At 74.6% G+C, this 21,718-nt stretch carries 15 protein-coding genes; 12 read left to right on the top strand and 3 right to left on the bottom strand.

What is annotated here, in order from left to right; translation table 11 throughout:
* Positions 1-70: 70 nt before the first annotated feature.
* The 11 genes from EFE23_RS06080 (at position 71) to EFE23_RS06030 (ending at position 15,880) form a co-directional block, all read left to right on the top strand.
* Complete coding sequence (locus EFE23_RS06080; protein WP_123239899.1) at positions 71-1,246, top strand: cysteine desulfurase family protein; 1,176 nt, start codon at positions 71-73, stop codon at positions 1,244-1,246.
* Between the two features lie 37 nt (positions 1,247-1,283).
* Entirely contained in the window at positions 1,284-2,357 is a 1,074-nt protein-coding gene (gene mnmA / locus EFE23_RS06075; RefSeq protein ID WP_199736943.1) for a tRNA 2-thiouridine(34) synthase MnmA, read from the top strand.
* Positions 2,358-2,640: 283 nt separating this feature from the next.
* On the top strand, positions 2,641-3,645 hold the full coding sequence (locus EFE23_RS06070) for a methionine synthase (RefSeq protein WP_123239897.1): 1,005 nt from the start codon (positions 2,641-2,643) through the stop codon (positions 3,643-3,645).
* Between the two features lie 37 nt (positions 3,646-3,682).
* Positions 3,683-4,051 carry a VOC family protein gene (locus EFE23_RS06065; RefSeq protein WP_199736942.1) on the top strand — a complete coding sequence of 123 codons (369 nt, stop codon included), beginning with the start codon at positions 3,683-3,685 and terminating at the stop codon, positions 4,049-4,051.
* A gap of 31 nt (positions 4,052-4,082) precedes the next feature.
* Positions 4,083-5,096 (top strand): ADP-ribosylglycohydrolase family protein, encoded by a 1,014-nt coding sequence (locus tag EFE23_RS06060; RefSeq protein WP_123239895.1) that lies wholly within the window; start codon positions 4,083-4,085, stop codon positions 5,094-5,096.
* Positions 5,097-5,161: 65 nt separating this feature from the next.
* Complete coding sequence (gene ligA / locus EFE23_RS06055) at positions 5,162-7,297, top strand: NAD-dependent DNA ligase LigA (RefSeq protein WP_123239894.1); 2,136 nt, start codon at positions 5,162-5,164, stop codon at positions 7,295-7,297.
* Positions 7,298-7,462: 165 nt separating this feature from the next.
* Positions 7,463-10,000 (top strand): putative bifunctional diguanylate cyclase/phosphodiesterase, encoded by a 2,538-nt coding sequence (locus tag EFE23_RS06050; protein ID WP_123239893.1) that lies wholly within the window; start codon positions 7,463-7,465, stop codon positions 9,998-10,000.
* Positions 10,001-10,091: 91 nt separating this feature from the next.
* Positions 10,092-10,397 carry an Asp-tRNA(Asn)/Glu-tRNA(Gln) amidotransferase subunit GatC gene (gene gatC, locus EFE23_RS06045; RefSeq protein ID WP_089008968.1) on the top strand — a complete coding sequence of 102 codons (306 nt, stop codon included), beginning with the start codon at positions 10,092-10,094 and terminating at the stop codon, positions 10,395-10,397.
* Entirely contained in the window at positions 10,394-11,869 is a 1,476-nt protein-coding gene (gene gatA / locus EFE23_RS06040) for an Asp-tRNA(Asn)/Glu-tRNA(Gln) amidotransferase subunit GatA (RefSeq protein ID WP_123239892.1), read from the top strand. Before gatC ends, gatA begins: the two co-directional genes overlap by 4 nt.
* 13 nt (positions 11,870-11,882) lie before the next feature.
* Positions 11,883-13,382, top strand: a complete 1,500-nt coding sequence (gatB, locus tag EFE23_RS06035) for an Asp-tRNA(Asn)/Glu-tRNA(Gln) amidotransferase subunit GatB (RefSeq protein WP_123239891.1) — start codon at positions 11,883-11,885, stop codon at positions 13,380-13,382.
* A 140-nt stretch (positions 13,383-13,522) separates the two neighbouring features.
* Complete coding sequence (locus EFE23_RS06030; protein WP_123239890.1) at positions 13,523-15,880, top strand: thiamine pyrophosphate-binding protein; 2,358 nt, start codon at positions 13,523-13,525, stop codon at positions 15,878-15,880.
* 15 nt (positions 15,881-15,895) lie between these two features.
* Here the strand turns inward: EFE23_RS06030 and EFE23_RS06025 are convergent, their stop codons facing one another.
* The 3 genes from EFE23_RS06025 to EFE23_RS06015 form a co-directional block, all read right to left on the bottom strand.
* Positions 15,896-17,527 (bottom strand): metallophosphoesterase, encoded by a 1,632-nt coding sequence (locus EFE23_RS06025; RefSeq protein WP_123239889.1) that lies wholly within the window; start codon positions 17,525-17,527, stop codon positions 15,896-15,898.
* 61 nt (positions 17,528-17,588) lie between these two features.
* Positions 17,589-18,764: a PQQ-dependent sugar dehydrogenase gene (locus EFE23_RS06020; protein ID WP_123239888.1), complete on the bottom strand. Its 1,176-nt coding sequence runs from the start codon at positions 18,762-18,764 to the stop codon at positions 17,589-17,591.
* 60 nt (positions 18,765-18,824) lie between these two features.
* The gene (locus EFE23_RS06015; protein WP_123239887.1) at positions 18,825-20,633 is read right to left on the bottom strand and encodes a GAF domain-containing SpoIIE family protein phosphatase; all 1,809 of its coding nucleotides are present in this window, start codon (positions 20,631-20,633) and stop codon (positions 18,825-18,827) included.
* A 156-nt stretch (positions 20,634-20,789) separates the two neighbouring features.
* Between EFE23_RS06015 and EFE23_RS06010 the strand changes: the two genes are divergently transcribed.
* Complete coding sequence (locus tag EFE23_RS06010) at positions 20,790-21,716, top strand: 2-hydroxyacid dehydrogenase (protein WP_123239886.1); 927 nt, start codon at positions 20,790-20,792, stop codon at positions 21,714-21,716.
* Positions 21,717-21,718 lie beyond the last annotated feature (2 nt).

The raw sequence follows: 21,718 nt of genomic DNA, 5'->3' as shown, positions 1-21,718 counted from the left end.
CCGGCCGCCCTGGCGGGACGGGCGGTCCGGCGTCCGGCGGGGCCCGGCTCGGCCGTTAGGCTGAACGGTGATGGCATACCTGGATCACGCGGCGACGACCCCGATGCTCGACGAGGCACTCGAGGCGTACGTCGCCACGGCCCGCGAGGTGGGCAACGCGTCGTCGCTGCACGCGGCGGGCCGGCGCGCCCGGCGGCGGGTGGAGGAGTCCCGCGAGCGGGTGGCGGCGGTGCTCGGCGCCCGCCCCTCCGAGGTCATCTTCACCGGCGGCGGCACGGAGAGCGACAACCTCGCGGTGAAGGGCGTCTTCTGGGCCCGCCGCGCGGCCCGCGCCGAGCGGACCCGGGTGGTCTCCAGCGCCGTCGAGCACCACGCGGTGCTGGACGCGGTGGACTGGCTCGCGACCCACGAGGGCGCCGAGGTCGGCTGGCTGCCGGTGGACGCCGCCGGCCGGCTGGACCCGGAACGGCTGCGCGCCGAGCTCGCCGCGCACGGCGACCGGGTGGCGCTGGTCACCGCCATGTGGGCCAACAACGAGGTGGGCACCGTCCAGCCGGTGGCGGAGCTGGCCGCGGTCGCCGCCGAGCACGGGGTGCCGTTCCACACCGACGCGATCCAGGCGGTCGGCCAGGTGCCGGTCGACTTCGCCGCCAGCGGCGTGTCCGCGCTCACCGTCACCGGGCACAAGCTGGGCGGGCCGACCGGGGTCGGCGCGCTGCTGCTGGCCCGGGATGTGGCCGCCACCCCGCTGCTGCACGGCGGGGGTCAGGAGCGGGACGTCCGCTCGGGCACCCTGGACACCGCGGGCATCGTGGCCTTCGCGGTCGCCGTCGAGGCCGCGGTGAAGGGTCAGCAGGAGTACGCGGCCCGGGTCGCCGCGCTCCGCGACGAGCTGGTGGAGCGGGTCCGGCAGGCGGTCCCCGAGGTGGTCTTCAACGGCGACCCGGACGATCGGCTCCCCGGCAACGCGCACTTCTCCTTCCCCGGCTGCGAGGGGGACGCCCTGCTGCTCCTCCTCGACGCCCAGGGCATCGCCTGCTCGACCGGCTCGGCCTGCTCGGCCGGGGTGGCCCAGCCGTCGCACGTGCTGCTGGCCATGGGCGCCGACGACGACCGGGCCCGGTCCTCGCTGCGGTTCACCCTCGGCCACACCAGCACCCGGGCGGACGTCGACGCGCTCATCGCCGCGCTGCCGGCCGCGGTGGAGCGGGCCCGGCGCGCGGCCGCCCTCCGTACGCCCCGCTGACCCGGATACCCTCGGTGAGGACGAGGGGAGTGAGCTGGTGAGGGTTCTGGCGGCGATGTCGGGCGGGGTGGACTCCGCCGTGGCGGCGGCGCGCGCGGTGGCGGCCGGGTACGACGTGACCGGCGTGCACCTGGCGCTGGCCCGCAACCCGCAGACCTACCGCACCGGCGCCCGGGGCTGCTGCACGCTGGAGGACTCCCGGGACGCCCGGCGGGCCGCCGACGTGATCGGCATCCCGTTCTACGTGTGGGACATGGCCGACCGGTTCCACGAGGACGTGGTGGACGACTTCGTCGCCGAGTACGCGGCCGGGCGTACCCCGAACCCGTGCCTGCGCTGCAACGAGAAGATCAAGTTCGCCGCGGTGCTGGACCGCGCGGTGGCCCTCGGCTTCGACGCGGTGGTCACCGGCCACCACGCCCGGCTGGGCGCCGACGGCCTGCTGCGGCGCAGCGTCGACCTGGCCAAGGACCAGTCGTACGTCCTCGCGGTGCTGACCCGCGAGCAGCTCGACCGGTCGATCTTCCCGCTCGGCGACTCCACCAAGGCCGAGGTCCGGGCGGAGGCCGCCCGGCGCGGCCTGGCGGTGGCCGAGAAGCCCGACTCGCACGACATCTGCTTCATCGCCGACGGGGACACCCGCGGCTTCCTGGCCCAGCGGCTCGGCGAGGCGCCCGGCGACGTGGTGGACGCGCTCACCGGCGCGGTGGTCGGTAGCCACTCCGGCGCCTACCAGTACACCGTCGGCCAGCGGCGCGGCCTGCACCTGGACCGCCCGGCCCCGGACGGCCGCCCCCGCTACGTGCTCTCCATCACCCCGAAGACCAACACCGTCACGGTGGGCCCGGCCGAGGCGCTGGAGGTCGACCGGGTCCGCGCCACCCGCCCGGTCTGGACCGGCGGCGCGCGACCCGCCGGGCCGGTCGAGTGCGAGGTGCAGCTGCGGGCGCACGGCGACGTGGTGCCCGCCACGGTGTCGCTGGACGGCGACGGGTTGCGGGCGTCGCTGCGCCGTCCGGTCCGCGGCGTGGCCGCCGGCCAGGCCATCGTCGCCTACCGCCCCGACCCCGCCGGCGACGTGGTCCTCGGCTCCGCCACCATCACCGACTGACGGTGTTCGCCGCCGCCGCGTGCGGCCCGGCCTGCCGGCTGCTCCACGCCGCGGCAGCCACCCGGTGTTCCGCCACGTGTCGAGCTGATGTCGTTAACGACTCAACGCAGGGCGGCAGGAGGTTGGCGGTGGCGCTCCGAGGGTGGGCAGGGAGGGCGTGCACGGCGGTGAGTCGTCGGTGACATCAGCTCGAAAGCGTCTCCGGGGTATGCCCCCACCTGCCGGCGCGGCCGGACGCCGCGTCCGCGTCGGGGGCGGAGGTGGCAGCGGATAGTCTGCGGCGGTGACTGACCAGAGGTGGCCGTGGCCGGCCGGGGCGGCGACCGGGATCGGTTCGCTGCCCGGCACCGACATCGCCGAGGCGCAGCGCGTCGTGCTCGGCGAGCTGCCCGCCCTGCCCCACCTGCCGGAGCTGCCCGCCCGGGGCCCCGGTGCCGACCTGATCGGGCGCACCGGCGGCCTCCTCGTCGAGTTGCCGGTAGAGCTGTACGCGGCCCGCTGGCGCATCGCGCCGCGCCCTGGCAAGGACCTGCGCCGCGCCCGGGACCTGATGGAACGCGACCTGGACCAGCTCGCCGAGCAGGCCGAGGAGTACGCCGGCCCGGTCAAGGTCCAGGCGGCCGGCCCGTTCACCCTGGCCGCCTCCCTCGAACTGCCCATCGGTGGCCGGCTGCTCCGCGACCCGGGCGCCGTGCGGGACCTCGCCGGCTCGCTCGGCGAAGGGCTGCGCGGGCACGTCGCGGCGGTGGCCCGCCGGCTGCCCCGCGCATCGGTGCTGCTCCAGCTCGACGAGCCGGCCCTGCCCGCGGTGCTGGCCGGCCGGGTGCCCACCGAGAGCGGCTTCGGCACCCACCGGTCGGTGGAGTCGGGCGTGGCCACAACGTTGCTGCGCGGCGTGATCGAGGCGGCCGGGGCGCCCACCGTGGTGCACTGCTGCGCGCCCGACGTGCCGCTGGCGCTGATCCGCGCCGCCGGGGCGGTGGGCGTCGCCCTCGACCTCGGCCTGGTCACCGACCTGGACCCCCTCGGCGAGGCGATCGACGCCGGGCTCGGGCTGCTGGCCGGCGCCGCGCCCACGCTGCCGCCGCCGGCCGGACGCGCGCCGACCTCGGCTCAGGTCGCCGACCGGGTACGCCGGCTCTGGGACCAGCTCGGCTTCCCCCGCCGCCGGCTCGCCGAGCAGGTGGTGGTCACCCCCGCCTGCGGCCTGGCCGGGGCCACCCCCGGGTACGCCCGGGCGGTCCTGACCGCCTGCCGGGACGCCGGGCGCCGGCTGTCCGAGGAGTAGAGGTTTCCTGTCGTACCGGCGGGGCAGGATGACCGCCATGATTGGACAGCTGCGTTCCACGGTGATCGACTGCCCCGACCCGCGCGCGCTGGCCGGCTTCTACGCTGAGCTGCTGGGCCTCCCGCTGATCGAGGACAACTCCGACGGTGACGACTGGGTGGTGCTCGGCGGCCCGCCCGGGCACCAGCCCCGGATCGCCTTCCAGAAGGCGCTCGACCTGCGTGCCCCCGACTGGCCCGACCCGGAGCGGCCGCAGCAGTTCCACCTGGACGTGACGGTGGACGACATCGAGGCGGCGGAGCAGAAGGCGCTCGCCCTGGGGGCCCGGCGGCTGCCCGGTGAGGGGGAGGGCTTCCGGGTCTACGCCGACCCGGCCGGTCACCCGTTCTGCCTCTGCTGGGACTGACCGCTGGCGGCGCGGCTTGCGTCGGCCGGGCATGATCACCACCGTGACCGACTCCGCGCCGCGCCGCGCCTCCGGCTCGCTCTTCGGGCTCGCCTACGGCGACGCCCTGGGCAAGCCCACCGAGTTCCTCACCGTCACCGAGATCGTCCGGCGGTACGGCCCGGCCGGCCCTCGGGAGCTGACCGGCGACCCGGCGCTGGTCACCGACGACACTCAGATGGCGCTCGCCGTCGCCTGGGCGCTGCACGACGCGCCCGGGTTCACGCCGGAGGCCGTGGAGCCGCTGCTGCGGCGGCGGTTCGTCGAGTGGTCGGTCAGCCCGGACAACAACCGCGCCCCCGGGATGACCTGCCTGCGGGCGTGCGCGGAGCTGGACCGGGGCACCCGCTGGCAGGAGGCCACGGTGATCGGCTCGAAGGGGTGCGGGGCCAACATGCGGGTCACCCCGGTCGGGCTGCTCGACGTCGACCTCGACACCCTCGCCGGGCTCGCCCAGCTCCAGGCCGGCCTGACCCACGGGCACCCGACCGGCCTGGCGGCCAGCGAGCTGACCGCGTACGCGGTCCGGCTGCTGCGCGACGGCGCCGCCCTGGCCGACCTGCCGGGCCTGCTCACCGACCGGGCCCGCGCGCAGCGCACCGTCTACCGGGGCGACTGGCTGGGCGACCTGTGGCAGCGCCCCGGCGAGCGGACACCGGAGGAGTTCATCGCCCGGGGCTGGGACGACTGCCTGCGGGTGCTCGGCCGCCTCGACGCGGCGCTGGCCCGCCCGGACGACGGCGCGGATCCGTGCCGGCTCACCGGCGAGGGCTGGATCGCCGAGGAGGCCCTGGCGACCGCGCTGCTCTGCGCGCTGCGGCACCCGGAGGACCCGGTCGGCGCGCTGGCCCGGGGCGCCACCACGGCCGGCGACTCCGACTCCATCGCGGCCCTCGCCGGCGCCTTCGTCGGGGCCGCCCACGGCATGGCCGGGTGGCCCGCCGACTGGTCCGCCCGGATCGAGTACGCCGACCAGCTCACCACCCTGGCCGCCCGCCACGACTGACGGGGCGATTGTCGGCCCTGCCCGCTACGGTTCGGGGGTAGCGCGAGCACAGGAGGTCGAACGCGGTGTCCGAAGATGCGGTTCCCCAGGCGGTCAGCGCCGCCCAGGAGGCGGCGGCCGGCGCCGAGCCGACCCCGGAGGTCCGGGAGCGGCACGCCACGCTCAGCCAGGAGCTCACCGAGCACCAGTACCGCTACTACGTGCTCGACGCGCCGGTCATCTCCGACGCCGAGTTCGACAAGCAGCTGCGCGAGCTGGAGGCGCTGGAGGCGGAATATCCGGCGCTGCGGACCCCCGACTCGCCGACCCAGCGCGTGGGCGGCACCTTCTCCACCGACTTCACCCCGGTCACCCATGCCGAACGGATGCTCTCGCTCGACAACGCCTTCGCCGACGAGGAGCTGGCCGCCTGGGCGGAGCGGGTCGAGCGGGACGCCGGCGGCCCGGTGCCCTACCTCTGCGAGCTGAAGGTCGACGGCCTGGCCATCAACCTCACCTACGAGCAGGGCCGGCTGGTCCGGGCCGCCACCCGGGGCGACGGGCGCACGGGTGAGGACGTCACCGCCAACGTGCGCAGCATCAAGGACGTGCCGTCCCGGCTCACCCCGTCCGACGACTTCCCGGACGTGCCCGCGTTCCTCGAGGTGCGGGGCGAGATCTACTTCCCGGTCGCCGCCTTCGCCGATCTCAACGCCGGCCTGGTCGAGCAGGGCAAGGCGCCGTTCGCCAACCCGCGCAACGCGGCCGCCGGCAGCCTGCGGCAGAAGGATCCCCGGGTCACCGCGTCCCGGCCGCTGCGCCTGGTGGTGCACGGCATCGGCGCCCGCCGGGGCTTCCAGCCGGCCGCGCAGTCCGAGTCGTACGCGGCGCTGCAGGCGTGGGGGCTGCCCACCAGCGACCGGGTGCGGGTGGTGCCCGACCTGGCCGGCGTGGCCGAATACATCGCCTACTACGCCGCGCACCGGTACGACGTCGAGCACGAGATCGACGGCGTGGTGGTCAAGGTCGACCCGGTCTCCATCCAGGGCCGGCTCGGCTCCACCAGCCGCGCGCCGCGCTGGGCCATCGCCTTCAAGTACCCGCCGGAGGAGGTGACCACCAAGCTGCTCGACATCGACGTCAACGTCGGCCGCACCGGCCGGGTCACCCCGTTCGCCGTGCTCGAACCGGTCCGGGTGGCCGGCTCCACGGTCGCCCTGGCCACCTTGCACAACGCCCGCGAGGTCGAGCGCAAGGGCGTGCTGATCGGCGACACCGTGGTGCTGCGCAAGGCCGGCGACGTCATCCCCGAGGTGCTCGGCCCGGTGGTCGACCTGCGGCCCGCCGACGCCCGGCCGTTCGTCATGCCCACCACCTGCCCCGCCTGCGGCACCCCGCTGCGCCCAGAGAAGGAGGCGGACGTCGACATCCGCTGCCCCAACTCCCGCAGCTGCCCGGCGCAGTTGCGGGAGCGGGTCTTCCACCTGGCCGGCCGGGGCGCCTTCGACATCGAGGTGCTCGGCTACAAGGGCGCCGCCGCGCTGCTCGACGCCGAGATCATCCACGACGAGGGGGATCTCTTCGCGCTGGACGCCGACCAGCTCGCCCGCTCGCCGTTCTTCGTCAACAAGGACGGCACGCTCGGCAGCAACGCCACCAAGCTGCTGGACAACCTGGCCGTGGCGAAGGAGCGGGACCTGTGGCGGGTGCTCGTCGCGCTCTCCATCCGGCACGTCGGCCCGACGGCGGCCCAGGCCCTCGCCCGGCACTTCCGCTCGATCGACGCGATCGAGGCGGCCGGCGAGGAGGAGCTGTCCTCGGTGGACGGCGTCGGGCCGACCATCGCCGCCAGCATCAAAGAGTGGTTCGCCGTCGACTGGCACCGCGAGGTGGTCGAGAAGTGGCGGCGGGCCGGCGTACGGATGGCGGAGGAGGCCGGCGAGGAGGGGCCGCGCCCGCTGGAGGGGCTGACCGTGGTGGTCACCGGCACCCTCGCGGGGTTCAGCCGCGACCAGGCCGCCGAGGCGATCCAGAGTCTGGGCGGCAAGGTCACCGGTTCGGTGTCCAAGAAGACCAGCTTCGTGGTGGTCGGCGACAACCCCGGTTCCAAGGCCGACAAGGCGGCCGGCCTCAAGCTGCCGGTCCTCGACGAGGACGGCTTCCGGGTGCTGCTGGAGTCCGGCCCGGACGCGGCCCGAAAGGTGGCCCGCGTCGAGGGCTGATCCGGAGCAATGTGGGATCTTGACGTGACCTGATCGCGTATACCAACTTAATTACGACTACGACCGATTCGTGACTGTCGTGTCGGAGAAATCGACACCGAGGGCGTTTCATTGGCGTACGGCGTGTGAGCGACGCACGCCACGGCTGTCCCCGGGAGGTGCGCGATGGAGACCGCCGATCCGCGAAACTCCGTCCCACCGGGCCGGGCGCCGGCGTTCTTCGGCTTCGTGGTGGCGATCGGCGCGCTGGCCGTGCTGGTCTCGGCCGGCCCGCTGGTCGGGCTGCCCGACCGGCTGCCCGACCTGCCGGCCGCCTTCTGGACGATGGCGGCGCTCGCCGTCGCCTGCGACGCCCGGCCGTTCGTGCCGCCCGGTCGGCGGGAGACCTCGGCGGTCTTCCCGTCGACCTGCTTCACCTTCGCGATCCTGCTCGGCTGGGGGCTCGGCCCGGCCGTCGCCGTGCAGGCCGTGGCGGTGGCCGTGTCGGGCTGGCGGATGGGGCACGCCGTCTGGCGCACCGCGTTCAACGCCGCCCAGTACGCGTGCGCGCTCGCCGCCGCGTACCTGGTCACCCGGCTCGGGCCCGGTCACCTCTTCGACGGCGGCCGGCTGCACTGGACCGACGTCGCGGTGGTGTTCGCCGCCATCGCGGCCTGGTTCGCGGTGAACTACGCGCTGGTCAGCTCCGCGATCCGGCTGCGCTTCGGCGACCGCTGGTGGCCCACCGTCCGGCTCGGCCTGGCGTACGAGCTGCTCTCCACCGGGTCGCTGCTGCTGCTCGCGCCGGTGCTGGTGGCCGCCGCCCGGGCCAGCGCCGCGTTGATCCCGCTGGTGCTGGTGCCGCTCTTCGCGGTCTACCGGATGGCCCGGCTCTCCGCCGAGCGGGAGCAGCTCGCCGCCCTCGACCCGCTCACCGGCCTACCGAACCGCAAGGCGCTGCTGACCGAGGTGGCCGAGCAGGTGCACCTGCACGCCGAGCGGGCCGCCCGGGGCGAGCCGGACGCCCACCTGGCCCTGCTGCTGCTCGACCTGGACCGGTTCAAGCACGTCAACGACGCCCTCGGGCACGCGGTCGGGGACCGGCTCCTGGTCGAGGTGAGCGCCCGGCTGGCCGGCGTGGTGGGGGAGCGGGACCTGCTGGCCCGCCTCGGCGGCGACGAGTTCGCCATCGTCGTACCCCGGCTCACCGGCGTCGACGAGGCGCGCGAGCGGGCCGACCGGGTGGTCGCCGCGCTCGCCGAACCGGTTCCGCTGGACGGGTTGCCGCTGGACGTCGGCGGCTCGATCGGCATCGCGCTCTTTCCGGAGCACGGCGAGGACTTCGCCACCCTGATGCGGCACGCCGACGTGGCCATGTACGACGCCAAGCACCGCAACGACACGGTCGCCGTGTACGCGGCCGAGTCCGACCACAACTCGGCCGAGCGGCTCAGCCTCCTCGCCGACCTGCGCCGGGTGCTGGAGTCCGCGCCGAGCGCGCCGGCCGAGGAACCGCCCGCCGGGGTACGCGGCGGCGACGGCGCGGTCCTCGCCCCGGCGCTGGCCGGGCCGGCCCGGGACGGCAGGGGTGACCTGGTGCGCGGCAACGGCGGCCGGGGCGGGCCGGTCGCCCCTGCCGGCGCGGGTCGGCGCTGGCTGCGCCGGCGACGCGACCGAGTCGAGATCCACCCGGACGACGAGCTGATCAACCGGATCGTCACCGCTGCCGACCCGATCCGCCGCCGGGCCGTCCGCGCAGCCGCCCACGAGGACGAGGACCGGGCGGCCGGAGCGGAGGCCACGGGCGCGGCCGGGACGGCGGGTGCGGCCGGGACGGCGGGTGCGGTCGGGGCGGCGGGTGCGGTCGGGGCGGCCGGGGCGAGCGAGCGGCAACCGGAGCCGCGCGGTGGGGTGCGGGCGGCCGGCGGGGCGGACGACCCGGCCGGGGACCCGGGCGAGATCACCATGTACTACCAGCCGCAGATCGCCATCGCGACCGGCGAGGTCGTCGGGGTGGAGGCGCTGCTGCGCTGGCGGCACCCCCGCCGGGGCATGGTCGACCCGGGGGAGCTCATCCAGGTCGCCGAGCAGAGCGCGGTGATGCGGCTGCTCACCCGCCGGGTGGTCGACGACGTGGTGGAGCAGGTGGCGAAGTGGTCGGCGGCGGGGCTCACGCTGCGCGCCGCGCTCAACGTCAGCGTGCGGGACCTGCACACCGGGGAGATCGCCGAGCAGATCGCCGACCGGCTGGCCCGGTACGGCGTCCGGCCCGACCGGCTCCAGGTGGAGATCACCGAGGGCGCGCTGATGGCCGATCCGCGGCGGGTGCTGGCCAGCATCACCCAGTTGCACCGGATCGGCGTGGGCATCGCGTTGGACGATTTCGGCACCGGGTACTCGTCCCTGCAGCACCTGCGCCGGCTGCCGCTGTCCGAGGTGAAGGTGGACCGGTCGTTCGTGCTCGGCATGGCCGACGACCCGGACGACGCGGCGATCGTCCGGTCGATGATCGAGCTGGCCGGGGCGCTCGGGCTGCGGGTGGTGGCCGAGGGCGTGGAGGACGAGCGCACCTGGCGGCTGCTGCACGCGGCCGGCTGCGACGTGGCCCAGGGCTGGTTCCACGCCCGGCCCATGCCGGCCGAGGAACTGGTGACCTGGCTGTCCCGGTACCGCCCGGTCCGCCCGGGGGGAGTCGGAGGCGTCGGGGCGACGGCGGGACAATAGACTCGCTCCGGTCACCGCGCGTCATCGGCACCGTCGGACGCGCGGCCGGCACACCGCAGACGCAGCAGGACAGCCACGAAGGGGGCACCCGATGGCCGCCATCTCCCGCGAGGAGGTCGCGCACCTCGCGCGACTGTCGCGGCTCGCCGTCACCGAGGAGGAGCTGGACACCTTCGCCGGTCAGCTGGACGTGATCCTCCAGTCGGTCGCCCAGGTCGGCGAGGTCACCGCGGCGGACATCCCGCCGACGTCCCACTCGGTGCCGCTGACCAACGTCCTCCGGGAGGACGTGGTGGTGCCCGGGCTGACCCCGCAGGAGGCGCTGTCGGGTGCGCCCGACGCCGAGGAGCAGCGGTTCCGCGTCCCGCGGATCCTGGACGAGGATGTGGCTTCATGAGTGATCTGACGAGGCTGAGCGCGGCGGAGATCGCCGGTCTGGTGGCCGCGGGCGAGACCTCCGCCGTCGAGGTCACCCAGGCGCACCTGGACCGGATCGCGGCCGTGGACGACCGGGTGCACGCCTTCCTGCACGTCGACACCGAGGGCGCGCTCGCCGCCGCCCGCGGCGTGGACGAGCGCCGGGCCGCCGGCGAGGAGATCGGTCCCCTCGCGGGCGTGCCGGTCGCCGTCAAGGACGTGCTCACCACCAAGGGCGTGCCGACCACCGTCGGGTCGAAGATCCTGGAGGGCTGGCGCCCGCCGTACGACTCGACCATCGTCGAGCGGCTGCGCGCCGCCGGCACGGTGATGCTCGGCAAGACCAACATGGACGAGTTCGCCATGGGCTCCTCGACGGAATACTCCGCGTACGGCCCGACCCGCAACCCGTGGGACCTCGAGCGCATCCCGGGTGGCTCGGGCGGCGGCAGCGCCGCGGCCCTCGCGGCGTACGAGGCGCCGCTGTCGATCGGCTCGGACACCGGCGGCTCGATCCGCCAGCCGGGCGCGGTCACCGGCACCGTCGGCGCCAAGCCCACCTACGGCGGCACCTCCCGCTACGGCCTGGTGGCCTTCTCCTCATCCCTGGACACCCCCGGTCCGTGTGCGCGTACGGTGCTCGACGCCGCGCTGCTGCACCAGGTGATCGGCGGTCACGACCCCCGCGACTCCACCTCCATCCCGGCCGCGGTGCCGGACGTGGTCGGCGCGGCGCGGCTCGGCGCGACCGGCGACCTGACCGGGGTGAAGCTCGGCGTGGTCACCGAGTTCACCGGCGAGGGCGCGGAGCCGGGCGTGCTGGCCGCGTTCCGCGAGTCGGCCGAGGCCCTGGCCAAGCTGGGCGCCGAGATCGTCGAGGTGTCCTGCCCGCACTTCAAGTACGCGCTGCCGGCGTACTACCTGATCGCCCCGAGCGAGTGCTCCTCCAACCTGGCCCGGTTCGACGGCGTCCGGTTCGGCCTGCGGGTCGGCGACGACGGCAACCGGTCGCTGGAGGAGGTCATGTCGCTGACCCGCGAGGCCGGCTTCGGCCCCGAGGTGAAGCGGCGCATCATGATCGGCACGTACGCCCTCTCCTCGGGCTACTACGACGCCTACTACGGCCAGGCGCAGAAGGTCCGGACCCTGATCACGCGCGACTTCACCGCCGCGTTCGAGCAGGTGGACGCGCTGATCTCGCCGACCACGCCGTTCGTGGCCTTCCCGATCGGGGCGCGCACCTCGGACCCGTACCAGATGTACCTGGCCGACCTGTTCACGATCCCGACCAACCTGTACGGCGGGCCGGCGATCTCGGTCCCGTGCGGCCTCTCCGAGGGGCTCCCGGTCGGCTTCCAGATCATGGCCCCGACCATGGCCGACGACCGGATGTACCGGGTCGCCGCCGCGCTGGAGTCCACGGTCGGCACGTTCACCCCACCGGCACTGTGAGGCAGGAGCACCGATGACGACGACACTGCCCGCGTACGACGAGGTCGTCGCGCGCTACGAACCGGTGATCGGCCTGGAGACCCACGTCGAGCTGGGCACGAACACCAAGATGTGGTGCGGCTGCCCGACCGACTTCGGCGGCGAGCCGAACACCCGGGTCTGCCCGGTCTGCCTGGGCCTGCCCGGCTCGCTGCCGGTGGCCAACAAGGCGGCCATCGAGGCGACGATCCGGATCGGCCTCGCGCTGAACTGCTCCATCGCCGAGTGGTGCCGGTTCGCCCGGAAGAACTACTTCTACCCGGACATGCCGAAGAACTTCCAGATCAGCCAGTACGACGAGCCGCTCTGCTTCGACGGGTACCTGGACGTCGAGGTCAACGGCGAGCTGGTCCGGATCGGCATCGAGCGGGTGCACCTGGAGGAGGACACCGGCAAGACGCTGCACGTCGGCGGCGCCACCGGCCGGATCCACGGCGCGACCGAGTCGCTGGTCGACTACAACCGGGCCGGCATCCCGCTCGTGGAGATCGTCACCAAGCCGATCCCCGGCACCGGCGCGCTGGCGCCGGAGGTGGCCCGGGCGTACGTCACCGAGCTGCGCGACGTGATCCGCTCGCTGGGCGTCTCCGACGTCCGGATGGAGGAGGGCTCGCTGCGCTGCGACGTCAACACCTCGCTGAACAAGCCCGGCGAGGAGTGGGGCACGCGCACCGAGACCAAGAACGTCAACTCGCTGCGCTCGGTCGAGCGGGCGGTCCGCTCGGAAATGCTGCGCCAGGCGTCCGTGCTCGACGCCGGCGGGAAGATCACCCAGGAGACCCGGCACTTCCACGAGGACACCGGGGACACCACCCCGGGCCGGTCCAAGGAGACCGCCACCGACTACCGCTACTTCCCGGAGCCGGACCTCGTGCCGCTCGCGCCGGACACCGCCTGGGTGGCCGAGCTGAAGGCCGCCCTGCCGGAGCTGCCGCGGCTGCGCCGCAAGCGGATCCAGCAGGAGTGGGGCCTGTCCGACCTGGACATGCAGTCCGTGGTCAACGCCGGCGCGGTGGAGCTGATCGAGGCGACCGTCGCCGCCGGGACCACCCCGGCCGCGGCCCGCAAGTGGTGGCTGGGCGAGCTGTCCCGGCGGGCCAACGAGACCGGCGTGGAGCTGGCCGACGTCGGCGCCACCCCGGCGCAGGTCGCCGAGCTGCAGGGCCTGGTCGACGCGGGCAAGCTCAACGACAAGCTGGCCCGTGCCGTGCTGGAGGGCGTGGTGGCCGGTGAGGGCTCGCCGACCGAGATCATGACCAACCGGGGCCTGGAGGTCGTCTCCGACACCGGCGCGCTCACCGCCGCCGTCGACGATGCCATCGCCGCCAACCCGGACGTCGCCGACAAGGTCCGCAGCGGCAAGATCGCGGCGGCCGGCGCACTGGTCGGCGCGGTCATGAAGACCACCCGCGGCCAGGCGGACGCCAAGACCGTCCGCGAGCTGATCCTGGAGCGCCTCGGCGCCCAGGGCTGAGGTGCAAGGAGGGGCCCCTTCTTAACGCCTGGTGCATAGGAAGGGGCCCCTCCTAACACCCACACCGCCGCCGCCGTCGTGCGCCGGCCCACCAGCACCCCCGCAGAGGGCGTCAACGGCGACGCCCGGATGGAGTCACCGTGAACCAGCACGACCTCGACGTCCTCGACGAGATCCAGCGGCGGGTGCTCTGGCTCGCCACCCGGATCGTGGACGCGGCCAACCACGACCGGGACACCGGCGACGGGGTGAAGGTCGGCGGCCACCAGGCGTCCAGCGCCTCCCTGGTCACCGCGATGACCGCGCTCTGGTTCGCCCACCTGGACGCCGAGGACCGGGTCGCGGTCAAGCCGCACGCCTCGCCGGTCTTCCACGCCATCCAGTACCTGCTCGGCAACCTGGACCGGTCGTACCTGCCGAAGCTGCGGGCGCGCGGCGGACTCCAGTCGTACCCGTCGCGCACCAAGGACCCGGACGGGGTGGACTTCTCCACCGGCTCGGTCGGCCTGGGCGCCGCCGCGCCGCTGTTCGCCGCGGTGACCCGCCGCTACGTCGACGCGCACTTCGGCCAGCGCCCGCACTCCCGGTTCATCGCCCTGATCGGCGACGCCGAGCTGGACGAGGGGAACATCTGGGAGGCGGTCGCCGACCCGGCCACCACCGGCCTGGGCAACGTGATGTGGCTGGTCGACTTCAACCGCCAGTCGCTGGACCGGGTCGTCCCCGGGATCCGGATCAACCAGTGGCGCGGCCAGTTCGAGGCCGCCGGCTGGCACGTCGTCGAGGTCAAGTACGGCCGCAAGCTCGCCGAGGCGTACGCCCGGCCGGGCGGCGAGGCGTTGCGCGACTGGATCGACCGGATGCCCAACGAGCAGTACCAGTCGCTGTTCGGGCTGGCTGGGCCGGCCCTGCGCAAGCAGTTCCTGGACGGCGCGCCGGCCGGGATCGAGGAGTTCATCGCCGGCATTCCCGATGACGAGCTGGGCCCGCTCGTCACCGACCTCGGCGGGCACGATCTGGAAGCCATGCTGGACGCGTACGCCCAGTGCGACGCGGTCACCGACCGGCCCAGCGTGGTCTTCGCGTACACGGTCAAGGGCTGGGGGTTGCCGATCGCCGGCAACCCGCGCAACCACTCGGCGCTGCTCACCACCGAGCAGGTCGACGCGCTGCGCGCGGCGCACGGCCTCAGCCGCGAGACCGAGTGGGACCGCCTGGACCCGGCATCCCCGGCCGGCATCCGGGCCGGCGAGCGCCGGGAGGCGCTGTCCCGCGCGCCCCGCGAGCGGGCGCTGGGGGTCACCGTCCCGGAGACCACCCGGGTACGCGCGAACAAGCCGGTCTCCACCCAGGAGGTCTTCGGCCGGGTGCTGGTCGACCTGGCCCGCGACCCGCAGGTGGCGCCCTACCTGGTCACCACCGCGCCGGACGTGGCCACCTCCACCAACCTGGCCGGGTTCATCAACAAGACCGGCGTCTTCGCCCCCACCGAGCAGCGCTCCTGGACCGAGGACCGGATGCTGCGCTGGACGGAGACCCCCGCCGGCCAGCACATCGAGCTGGGCATCTCCGAGATGAACCTGTTCCTGCTGCTCGGCCAGCTGGGACTGTCCTGGGACCTGTCGGGCCAGCCGCTGCTGCCGGTCGGCACGGTCTACGACCCGTTCGTGCTGCGCGGCCTGGACGCGTTCCTCTACGGCACCTACTCCGGCTCCCGGTTCGTGGTGGCCGGCACCCCGTCGGGCATCACCCTCGCCCCCGAGGGCGGCGCCCACCAGTCGACCATCACCGCGTCCGTCGGCCTGGAACTGCCCGGGGTCACCTTCCTCGAGCCCGCGTACGCCGGCAGCCTCGACTGGCTGCTCTGCGACGCGCTCGGCCAGATCGCCGGTGGTGCGGCGCCGGCCGCGACCGCCGCGCCGGCCGAGGACGGGGCGTACTACTTCCGGCTCAGCACCCGCCCGATCGACCAGGCGCCGTTCGAGGCGGCCCGGGCCCGGATCGGCGACGCGGTGCTGCGCCGGCAGGTGGTGGCGGGCGCGTACCGGCTGGTCGACGCGCACGAGGCGTACCCGCACCTGGCGGACGCCCCGGTCGTGCAGCTCGCCGCGTCCGGCGCGGTGCTGCCCGAGGTGCTCGCCGCCGCCGCGGAGCTGGCGGAGGAGGGCGTCGCGGCGCACGTGGTCGACGTGACGAGCCTGGACCGGCTCTACCGGGCCTGGCAGCGGACCCTGCGCCAGGGCGTGCGGACCGCGACCGTGCCGAGCGTGCCGGGCGCGCTCCGGTCGGCCTTCGCCGACCGCACGCCGGTGGTGACCGTGCACGACGCGGCCTCGCACGCGATGGCCTGGCTCGGCTCCGCGCTCGGCGCCCCGGCGGTGCCGCTCGGGGTGGACGAGTTCGGCCAGTCCGGCAGCGTCCAGGAGCTGTACGAGCTGCACGACCTGCTGCCGGGCAGCATCGTCAACGCCGCCCTGGCCGCGCTGTCGTTGCGCTGAAGCCGGCTCGACCGGTCAGCCGGTGGTGGTGGGGCTGGGGCTCCCGCTGTCGGTCGGGCTCGGCGACTCCGGGCCGCCCCGGGTCGGGGTGGGGGTCACCGACACCTGGTCGCCCTTCGTCGGGTCCTGGATGACGTGCCGTTCCAGGTTGACCTGCGACTGGCCGGTGCCGCCCACGGTGATGTCGTCGTACGCCTGGAGCAGCTTCTGCTGGTCGAAGTAGAGCACCGTCATGGTCAGCGGGGTGGGCTTCTCGCCCTCCAGGCCGCGCAGCCCGGCGCCGCCGGTGGAGCCCTCCACCATCAGCTGGGTCGGCTGCTCGCCGGGCACCTGAGGCAGCTTGGAGACCTGCCGGGCGTGGGTGTGCCCGGCCAGCACCAGCGGGCAGGTGCCGGAGAGCGGCCCGGACGAGGCCGGGTCGTGCACCAGGGCGATGTTCACCTTCGTCGGCGAGTTCTCCACCGTGGTGGCGAGCTGCTCACCCGCCCCGATCACCTGGTCGGCGACCTGCTTGGTCAGCCCGCTGCCGGCCGGCGAGGTCTCCTTGTCCGGGGTGAACCGGGGATCGCCGATGCCGGCGATGGTCAGCCCGGAGACGGTGACCGTGGAATTGTTCAGCACGATCGCGTTCGGCTGCTGGGCCACCGCCGCGGCCGTCCGCGCCGAGTCGTGGTTGCCACGGATGTAGACGTACGGCTTCTTGAGCAGGCCGATCGAGCCGACGAAGGAGGCCTCGGGCTCGCTGCCCCAGTCGGTGATGTCCCCGGTGTCGATCACCACGTCGATGCCGAACTGCTCGACGACGGTACGGATGAGCTGCCACCCGGTCGGGTTGAGGTGCATGTCGGAGACGTGCAGCACCCGGGTGGTGCCGGGCGCCGGCTGGTACACCGGCAGGGCCGAGACCGTCGTGTAGAGCTTGCTGACGTTGCCGACCAGCCGCTGGAGCTGCTCGGCGTACTTGGTGTAGTCGTTCGCGATCCGCCGCGCGTCACCGACGATCGCCGGCGCGTTGACCAGGAGCCCCTCGTAACGGGGTTCCTCGATCGCCTGCGGGCGGATGGTGGCGGCGGCGACCCCGAGACTGCCGCCGGTGATCACCAGCGCCAGCCCGCCGGCCCAGGCCGTCCGGCGTACGTCCCGGAACGCCAGCCCGGCCAGGAGCAGGGTGGCCAGCACCGCCGAGGCGAGGGTCTTCAACCCGAGGCGCATCACCCCGGCGCGGACGTCCTCGACCGCCGACTGGCTGGCCCGGCTGATGCTCGCCGGGTCGTCGATCAGCGCCTCGGTCCGCCGCTGGTCCAGCGCGCCGAGCTGCACCGTCAGGTACGCGGGCCCGTTGTGGCTGTCCAGCTTCAGCGCGCCCAGCGGCGGGATGTCGACCGTGGTGCCGCCGCTCAGCGACGGGCTCAGGCTGAGTTGCGCGCGGAACGGCCCGATGTCCGTCCCCAGGTGCCCGCCGGCGTACGTGCCGGCCACGATGCCGGTCAGGGTGACCACCAGCAGGGCCAGCACCGCGCCGAGCCGGCGCAGCCGGCGCCGGGACCGCTCGCCGCGCCACGGCCGCAACGCCCAGCGGCGGGCACGCCCGGTCTCCGGGGCGGCCTCCGCCCCGGTGTCGCGCTGCTCGTTGTCCTGGCCGTCCATGGTGAGATTCTGTCCTGCCCGATGAGGGATCTTGGCAAACCCGGGGGATCGGCGTCGCCGGTCAGCTCCGCCCGGCCCCGCCGTCGGCGAAGACCAGCCGCAGTATCCGGTCGTCCTCGGCGGCCGGCTTGCCCCGGCCGTCCCGGTTGGAGGTGCTCACCCAGACCGAGCCGTCGGGCGCGACCGCGGCCGCCCGGAGTCGACCGTACCTGCCGGTGAGCAGTTCGCGCGGCTGGCCGAACACGCCGCCGTTCGCGGTGAGTTCGACCAGCCAGAGCCGCTGGCCCCGGAGGCAGGCGGTGACCAGCAGGCGCTCCACCGCGGCGAGCCCGGAGCAGGAGGCGTCGGCGGTGCGCCACTGCACGATCGGGTTGACGTACCGCTTGTCGTCGGCGCGCCCCTCGACCTGGGGCCAGCCGTAGTTGCCGCCCTTGTCGATCTGGTTGATCTCGTCCCAGGTGTTCTGGCCGAACTCCACCGCGTACATCCGCCGGTTCGGCGTCCAGGCGAAGCCCTGGACGTTACGGTGCCCCCACGACCAGACCGGGGAGCCGGGGGTGGGGTTGCCGGGCGCCGGCTTGCCGTCCCGGGTGAGGCGGAGGATCTTGCCGTTGAGGCTCTTCGGGTCCTGCGCGGCGGCCTGCCGCCCGGCGTCGCCCGTGCTGGCGTAGAGGTAACCGTCCGGGCCGAAGCCCAGGCCACCGCCGTCGTGGGTCGGGGCCTTCGGGATGCCGGTGAGGATCGGCACGGGCGGCTTGCCCAGCTCCAGCCGGGCGATCCGGTTGTCCTGCGCGGTCGTGTAGTAGACGAAGACCGTGCGGTCCTTGGCGTAGGCCGGGGAGACCGCGATGCCGAGCAGCCCGGCCTCGCCGCCGGCCGCCACGTCCGCGATGGTCTGCACCACGGAGACCTTCATCCCCTCCGGCCCGGACTCCGGGCCGACCTGGAGGATCCGGCCGCTGTCCCGCTCGGTCACCAGCGCGCCGCCGTCGGGGAGGAACGCGATCCCCCACGGCACCGCGAGCCCCTTGGCCAGCACGGTGGCGACCACCTGCTGGCCGGCGCCGCCCGGGCTCGCCGAGGCCGACGGGGTGGGCAGGTTCGGCGGCTCACCGGCCGGGTCGGGGTCGGGCTCGCCGAAGGCGCAGCCGGTGGTGCCCAGCAGCAGCGTCGCGCACGACGCCGCCAGCGCCGCGCGGAGGCGGCGGGTGCGGGGGTACGGGAGACGCGCGCTCACCCGCCCCACCCTAGCCGGACCGGCCGGTGATCCGGGCCTGCCGGAGCCGGCCGGGGGCGGTCAACCGGCGCGCAGCGCGAGCAGGGCGATGTCGTCCTCCCAGCGGTGCGCGCCGGCGAGCAGTCGATCGCAGAGCTCGGCGAGGGGCAGCGCCGCGCTTCCGGCCAGCCGATCGACCAGCTCGGCCTGTCCCTCGTCGAGGGTCCGGTCCCGGCGCTCGATCAGCCCGTCGGTGTGCAGCAGCAGGGTGTCCCCGGGGGCGAGGTTCAGCTCGCGGCTGGTCCGGCGGGTCGGTCGGGTCAGTCCGAGCAGGGGTTCCCGCGCCCGGTCGAGGACCGCGACCCGGCCGTCGGCGTGGATCAGCAGCGGCGCCGGGTGGCCGGCGCTGCACCAGGAGACCCGGAGGCCGCCGTGTTCCGTCCGGCGTACCCGGGCCAGCGTGGCGGTGGCCACGGTCGGGATGGCCAGCCCGTGGATCGCCCGGTCGAGGTGGGTCATCAGCTCCTCGACCGGGTCCGTCCGGCCGTACGCGTCGCCCCGCACCAGGTTGCGCAGCTGGCCCATGGTCGCGGCCGCCTCGATGTCGTGCCCGGCCACGTCACCGATCGCGGCGATCAGCTCCCCGTCGGGCTGGACGAAGGCGTCGTACCAGTCGCCGCCCACCTCGACCCGGTCGGCGACCGGCAGGTAGCGGGCGGCCAGTTCCATGCCGGGCACCACCGGCAGGGTGGGCAGCATGCTGTGCTGGAGCACGTCGGCGACGTGCCGCTGCTCGCCGTACATCCGGCTGTTGCCGACGGCCTGGTCGGCCCGGCGCCCGATGTCCAGCGCGGTGTACAGGTCGCCCTCGTCGAAGGGCCGGCGGTCGGGGGCGTTGACCAGGGTGACGCAACCGATGGCCCGCCCGCCGGCGCCGGCGATGGGGACGCTCAGGTGGGACCCGAAGCCGAGCCGGGCGGCCAGCGGCACGAGCTCCGGTTCGGTGGTGCCGCGTTCGACGTCGGCGAGGGTGGCCGCGCGGTGCAGCACCGGCCGCCCGGTACGCAGCACGGACCGGATGATCGACTCGGGGCCGAGCCCCGTGGCCAGCAGCTCGGCGAAGCGGGCCACGTCCCCGGCGTGCCCGGGGTCGCGGTGCCGCGCCCACACCCTCCGGGGCCGGCGCGCCGGGTCGACCAGGGTGACCAGGCACCAGTCGGCCAGCAGCGGCACCATGGCCCGCCCGAGCCGCTCGACCGCCGTGCCGACGTCCAACGTGCCGCCCAGCATCTCGCTCATGCCGGCCAGCATGGCCAGCCGGTCGTGCGCCTCCTCGGCCCGGCGGCGGGCCTGGTCGGCGCTGTCCACGGCGATCCGTAGGCGCAGCTCGGAGGAGCAGGCGGCGGCCAGGTCGGCCAGGGTTCGCAACTGCTCGGCCGTCCAGGCGCGCGGCTGGCTGTCGATCGCGCAGAGCGAACCGAGGACCCGCCCCTCCAGGTCGGTCAGCGGCATCCCGGCGTACGCGATCACGCCCAGCTCCTCGATGGCCCGGTTGTGCCGCGTCCCGGCGTGGAGCCGGGCGTCCGGCAGCACCATCGGTGCCTGCAGATCGACGACGTGCTGGCAGAAGGAGTGACTGAGCGGGGTCTCCCGCCGGCCCGCCCACGGATCGGGCAGCCCCACCGCGCCGGGGAAGAACTGCCGATCCTCGGAGACCAGCGAAACCAGCGCGACCGGCACCTCGAGCAGGGTGCTGACCAACCGCGCGAACCGTTCGAAGGCTTCGTCGGGCACCGCGTCGAGATGGGTCTCCGCCAGCGCTCGGAGCCGTTCGGGGTCGGTCAGCGTCGACGGCGGTGGGGCCGGCCGGTCGGGCGGGTGCTCGGTCATCGCCACCTGTCTTGGGAGGGTGGGACGCCGGCCGGCGTCCCACCCTCGGTTCTACCCGGTTCGTCCACCGACCGGAGCGACCCTGAGGCCACGGTCACGGTCCCCGTTACCCAGTCGCGGGTCGGCCGGAACCGTGGACCGCTATCGTCGGCGGTCGTGAAGGTTTGGATTCCGCACCGCGCCGGCCGGGCTCTCCTCGGCGACCTGCCGCCCGGAGTGACGGTGGAGCTGCTGGAGGATCCCGCCCGGCTCCCGTCGTCCCCGGCCGGCGTGCGGTTCTGGGTGCCGCCCTTTCTCGCCGGTCCGGAGGCCGGCGCCCTGCTGGCCGAGCTGCCCGACCTGGCGGTGGTGCAGCTCCTCTCCGCCGGCGCGGACGCCTGGGTGGGGCGCGTTCCCGCCGGGGTGACGCTCTGCGACGCCCGGGGCGTGCACGACTCGGCCACCGCCGAGTGGGTGGTCGCCGCGGTCCTGTGCGCGCTGCGCGGCTTCGCCCCGCTGGCCCGGGCGCAGGCCCGCCACGAGTGGGCGTACGCCGAGGTGGCCCCGACCGACGAACTGGCCGGCAAGCGGGTGCTGATCGTCGGCGCCGGCTCGATCGGGGCGGCGGTCCGCGCCCGGCTGGCCCCGTTCGAGGTCACCTTCACCCTGGTGGCCCGTACGCCGCGCCCGGCCGAGGGCGTGCACGGGGTCGACGAGCTGCCCGCCCTGCTGCCCGAGGCGGACATCGTGGTGCTGCTGGTGCCGCTGACCGAGCAGACCCGGGGCCTGGTCGACGAGAAGTTCCTCGCCGCGATGCCGGACGGCGCGCTGCTGGTGAACGCGGCGCGCGGCCCGGTGGCCCGCACGTCGGCGCTGGTCGCCGAGCTGGCCTCCGGCCGGCTGCGGGCCGCGCTGGACGTGACCGACCCCGAGCCGCTGCCCGCCGACCATCCCCTGTGGGAGCTGCCGAACGTGCTGCTCACCCCGCACGTGGCCGGCTCGGTACGGGGTCTGCTGCCGCGGGCCTATCGGCTGGTCGGGGAGCAGTTGCGTCGGTTCGTGACGGGGGAGCCGCTGGCGAACCGGGTGGTCGACGGCTACTGAGC

Origin of the sequence: Micromonospora solifontis (genome assembly GCF_003725545.1) — a bacterium.
Classification (GTDB): domain Bacteria; phylum Actinomycetota; class Actinomycetes; order Mycobacteriales; family Micromonosporaceae; genus Micromonospora; species Micromonospora solifontis.
This window is presented reverse-complemented; position numbering and strand designations above follow the sequence as displayed.

What these genes read in the sequence shown, in the direction of transcription:
- EFE23_RS06080 (WP_123239899.1), top strand. Translation starts at nt 71, where the DNA reads ATGGCATACCTGGATCACGCGGCGACGACCCCGATGCTCGACGAGGCA.
- EFE23_RS06060 (WP_123239895.1), top strand. Translation starts at nt 4,083, where the DNA reads ATGATCACCACCGTGACCGACTCCGCGCCGCGCCGCGCCTCCGGCTCG.
- gatC (WP_089008968.1), top strand. Translation starts at nt 10,092, where the DNA reads ATGGCCGCCATCTCCCGCGAGGAGGTCGCGCACCTCGCGCGACTGTCG.
- gatB (WP_123239891.1), top strand. Translation starts at nt 11,883, where the DNA reads ATGACGACGACACTGCCCGCGTACGACGAGGTCGTCGCGCGCTACGAA.
- EFE23_RS06015 (WP_123239887.1), bottom strand. Translation starts at nt 20,633, where the DNA reads ATGACCGAGCACCCGCCCGACCGGCCGGCCCCACCGCCGTCGACGCTG.
- EFE23_RS06065 (WP_199736942.1), top strand. Translation starts at nt 3,683, where the DNA reads ATGATTGGACAGCTGCGTTCCACGGTGATCGACTGCCCCGACCCGCGC.
- gatA (WP_123239892.1), top strand. Translation starts at nt 10,394, where the DNA reads ATGAGTGATCTGACGAGGCTGAGCGCGGCGGAGATCGCCGGTCTGGTG.
- EFE23_RS06025 (WP_123239889.1), bottom strand. Translation starts at nt 17,527, where the DNA reads ATGGACGGCCAGGACAACGAGCAGCGCGACACCGGGGCGGAGGCCGCC.
- EFE23_RS06050 (WP_123239893.1), top strand. Translation starts at nt 7,463, where the DNA reads ATGGAGACCGCCGATCCGCGAAACTCCGTCCCACCGGGCCGGGCGCCG.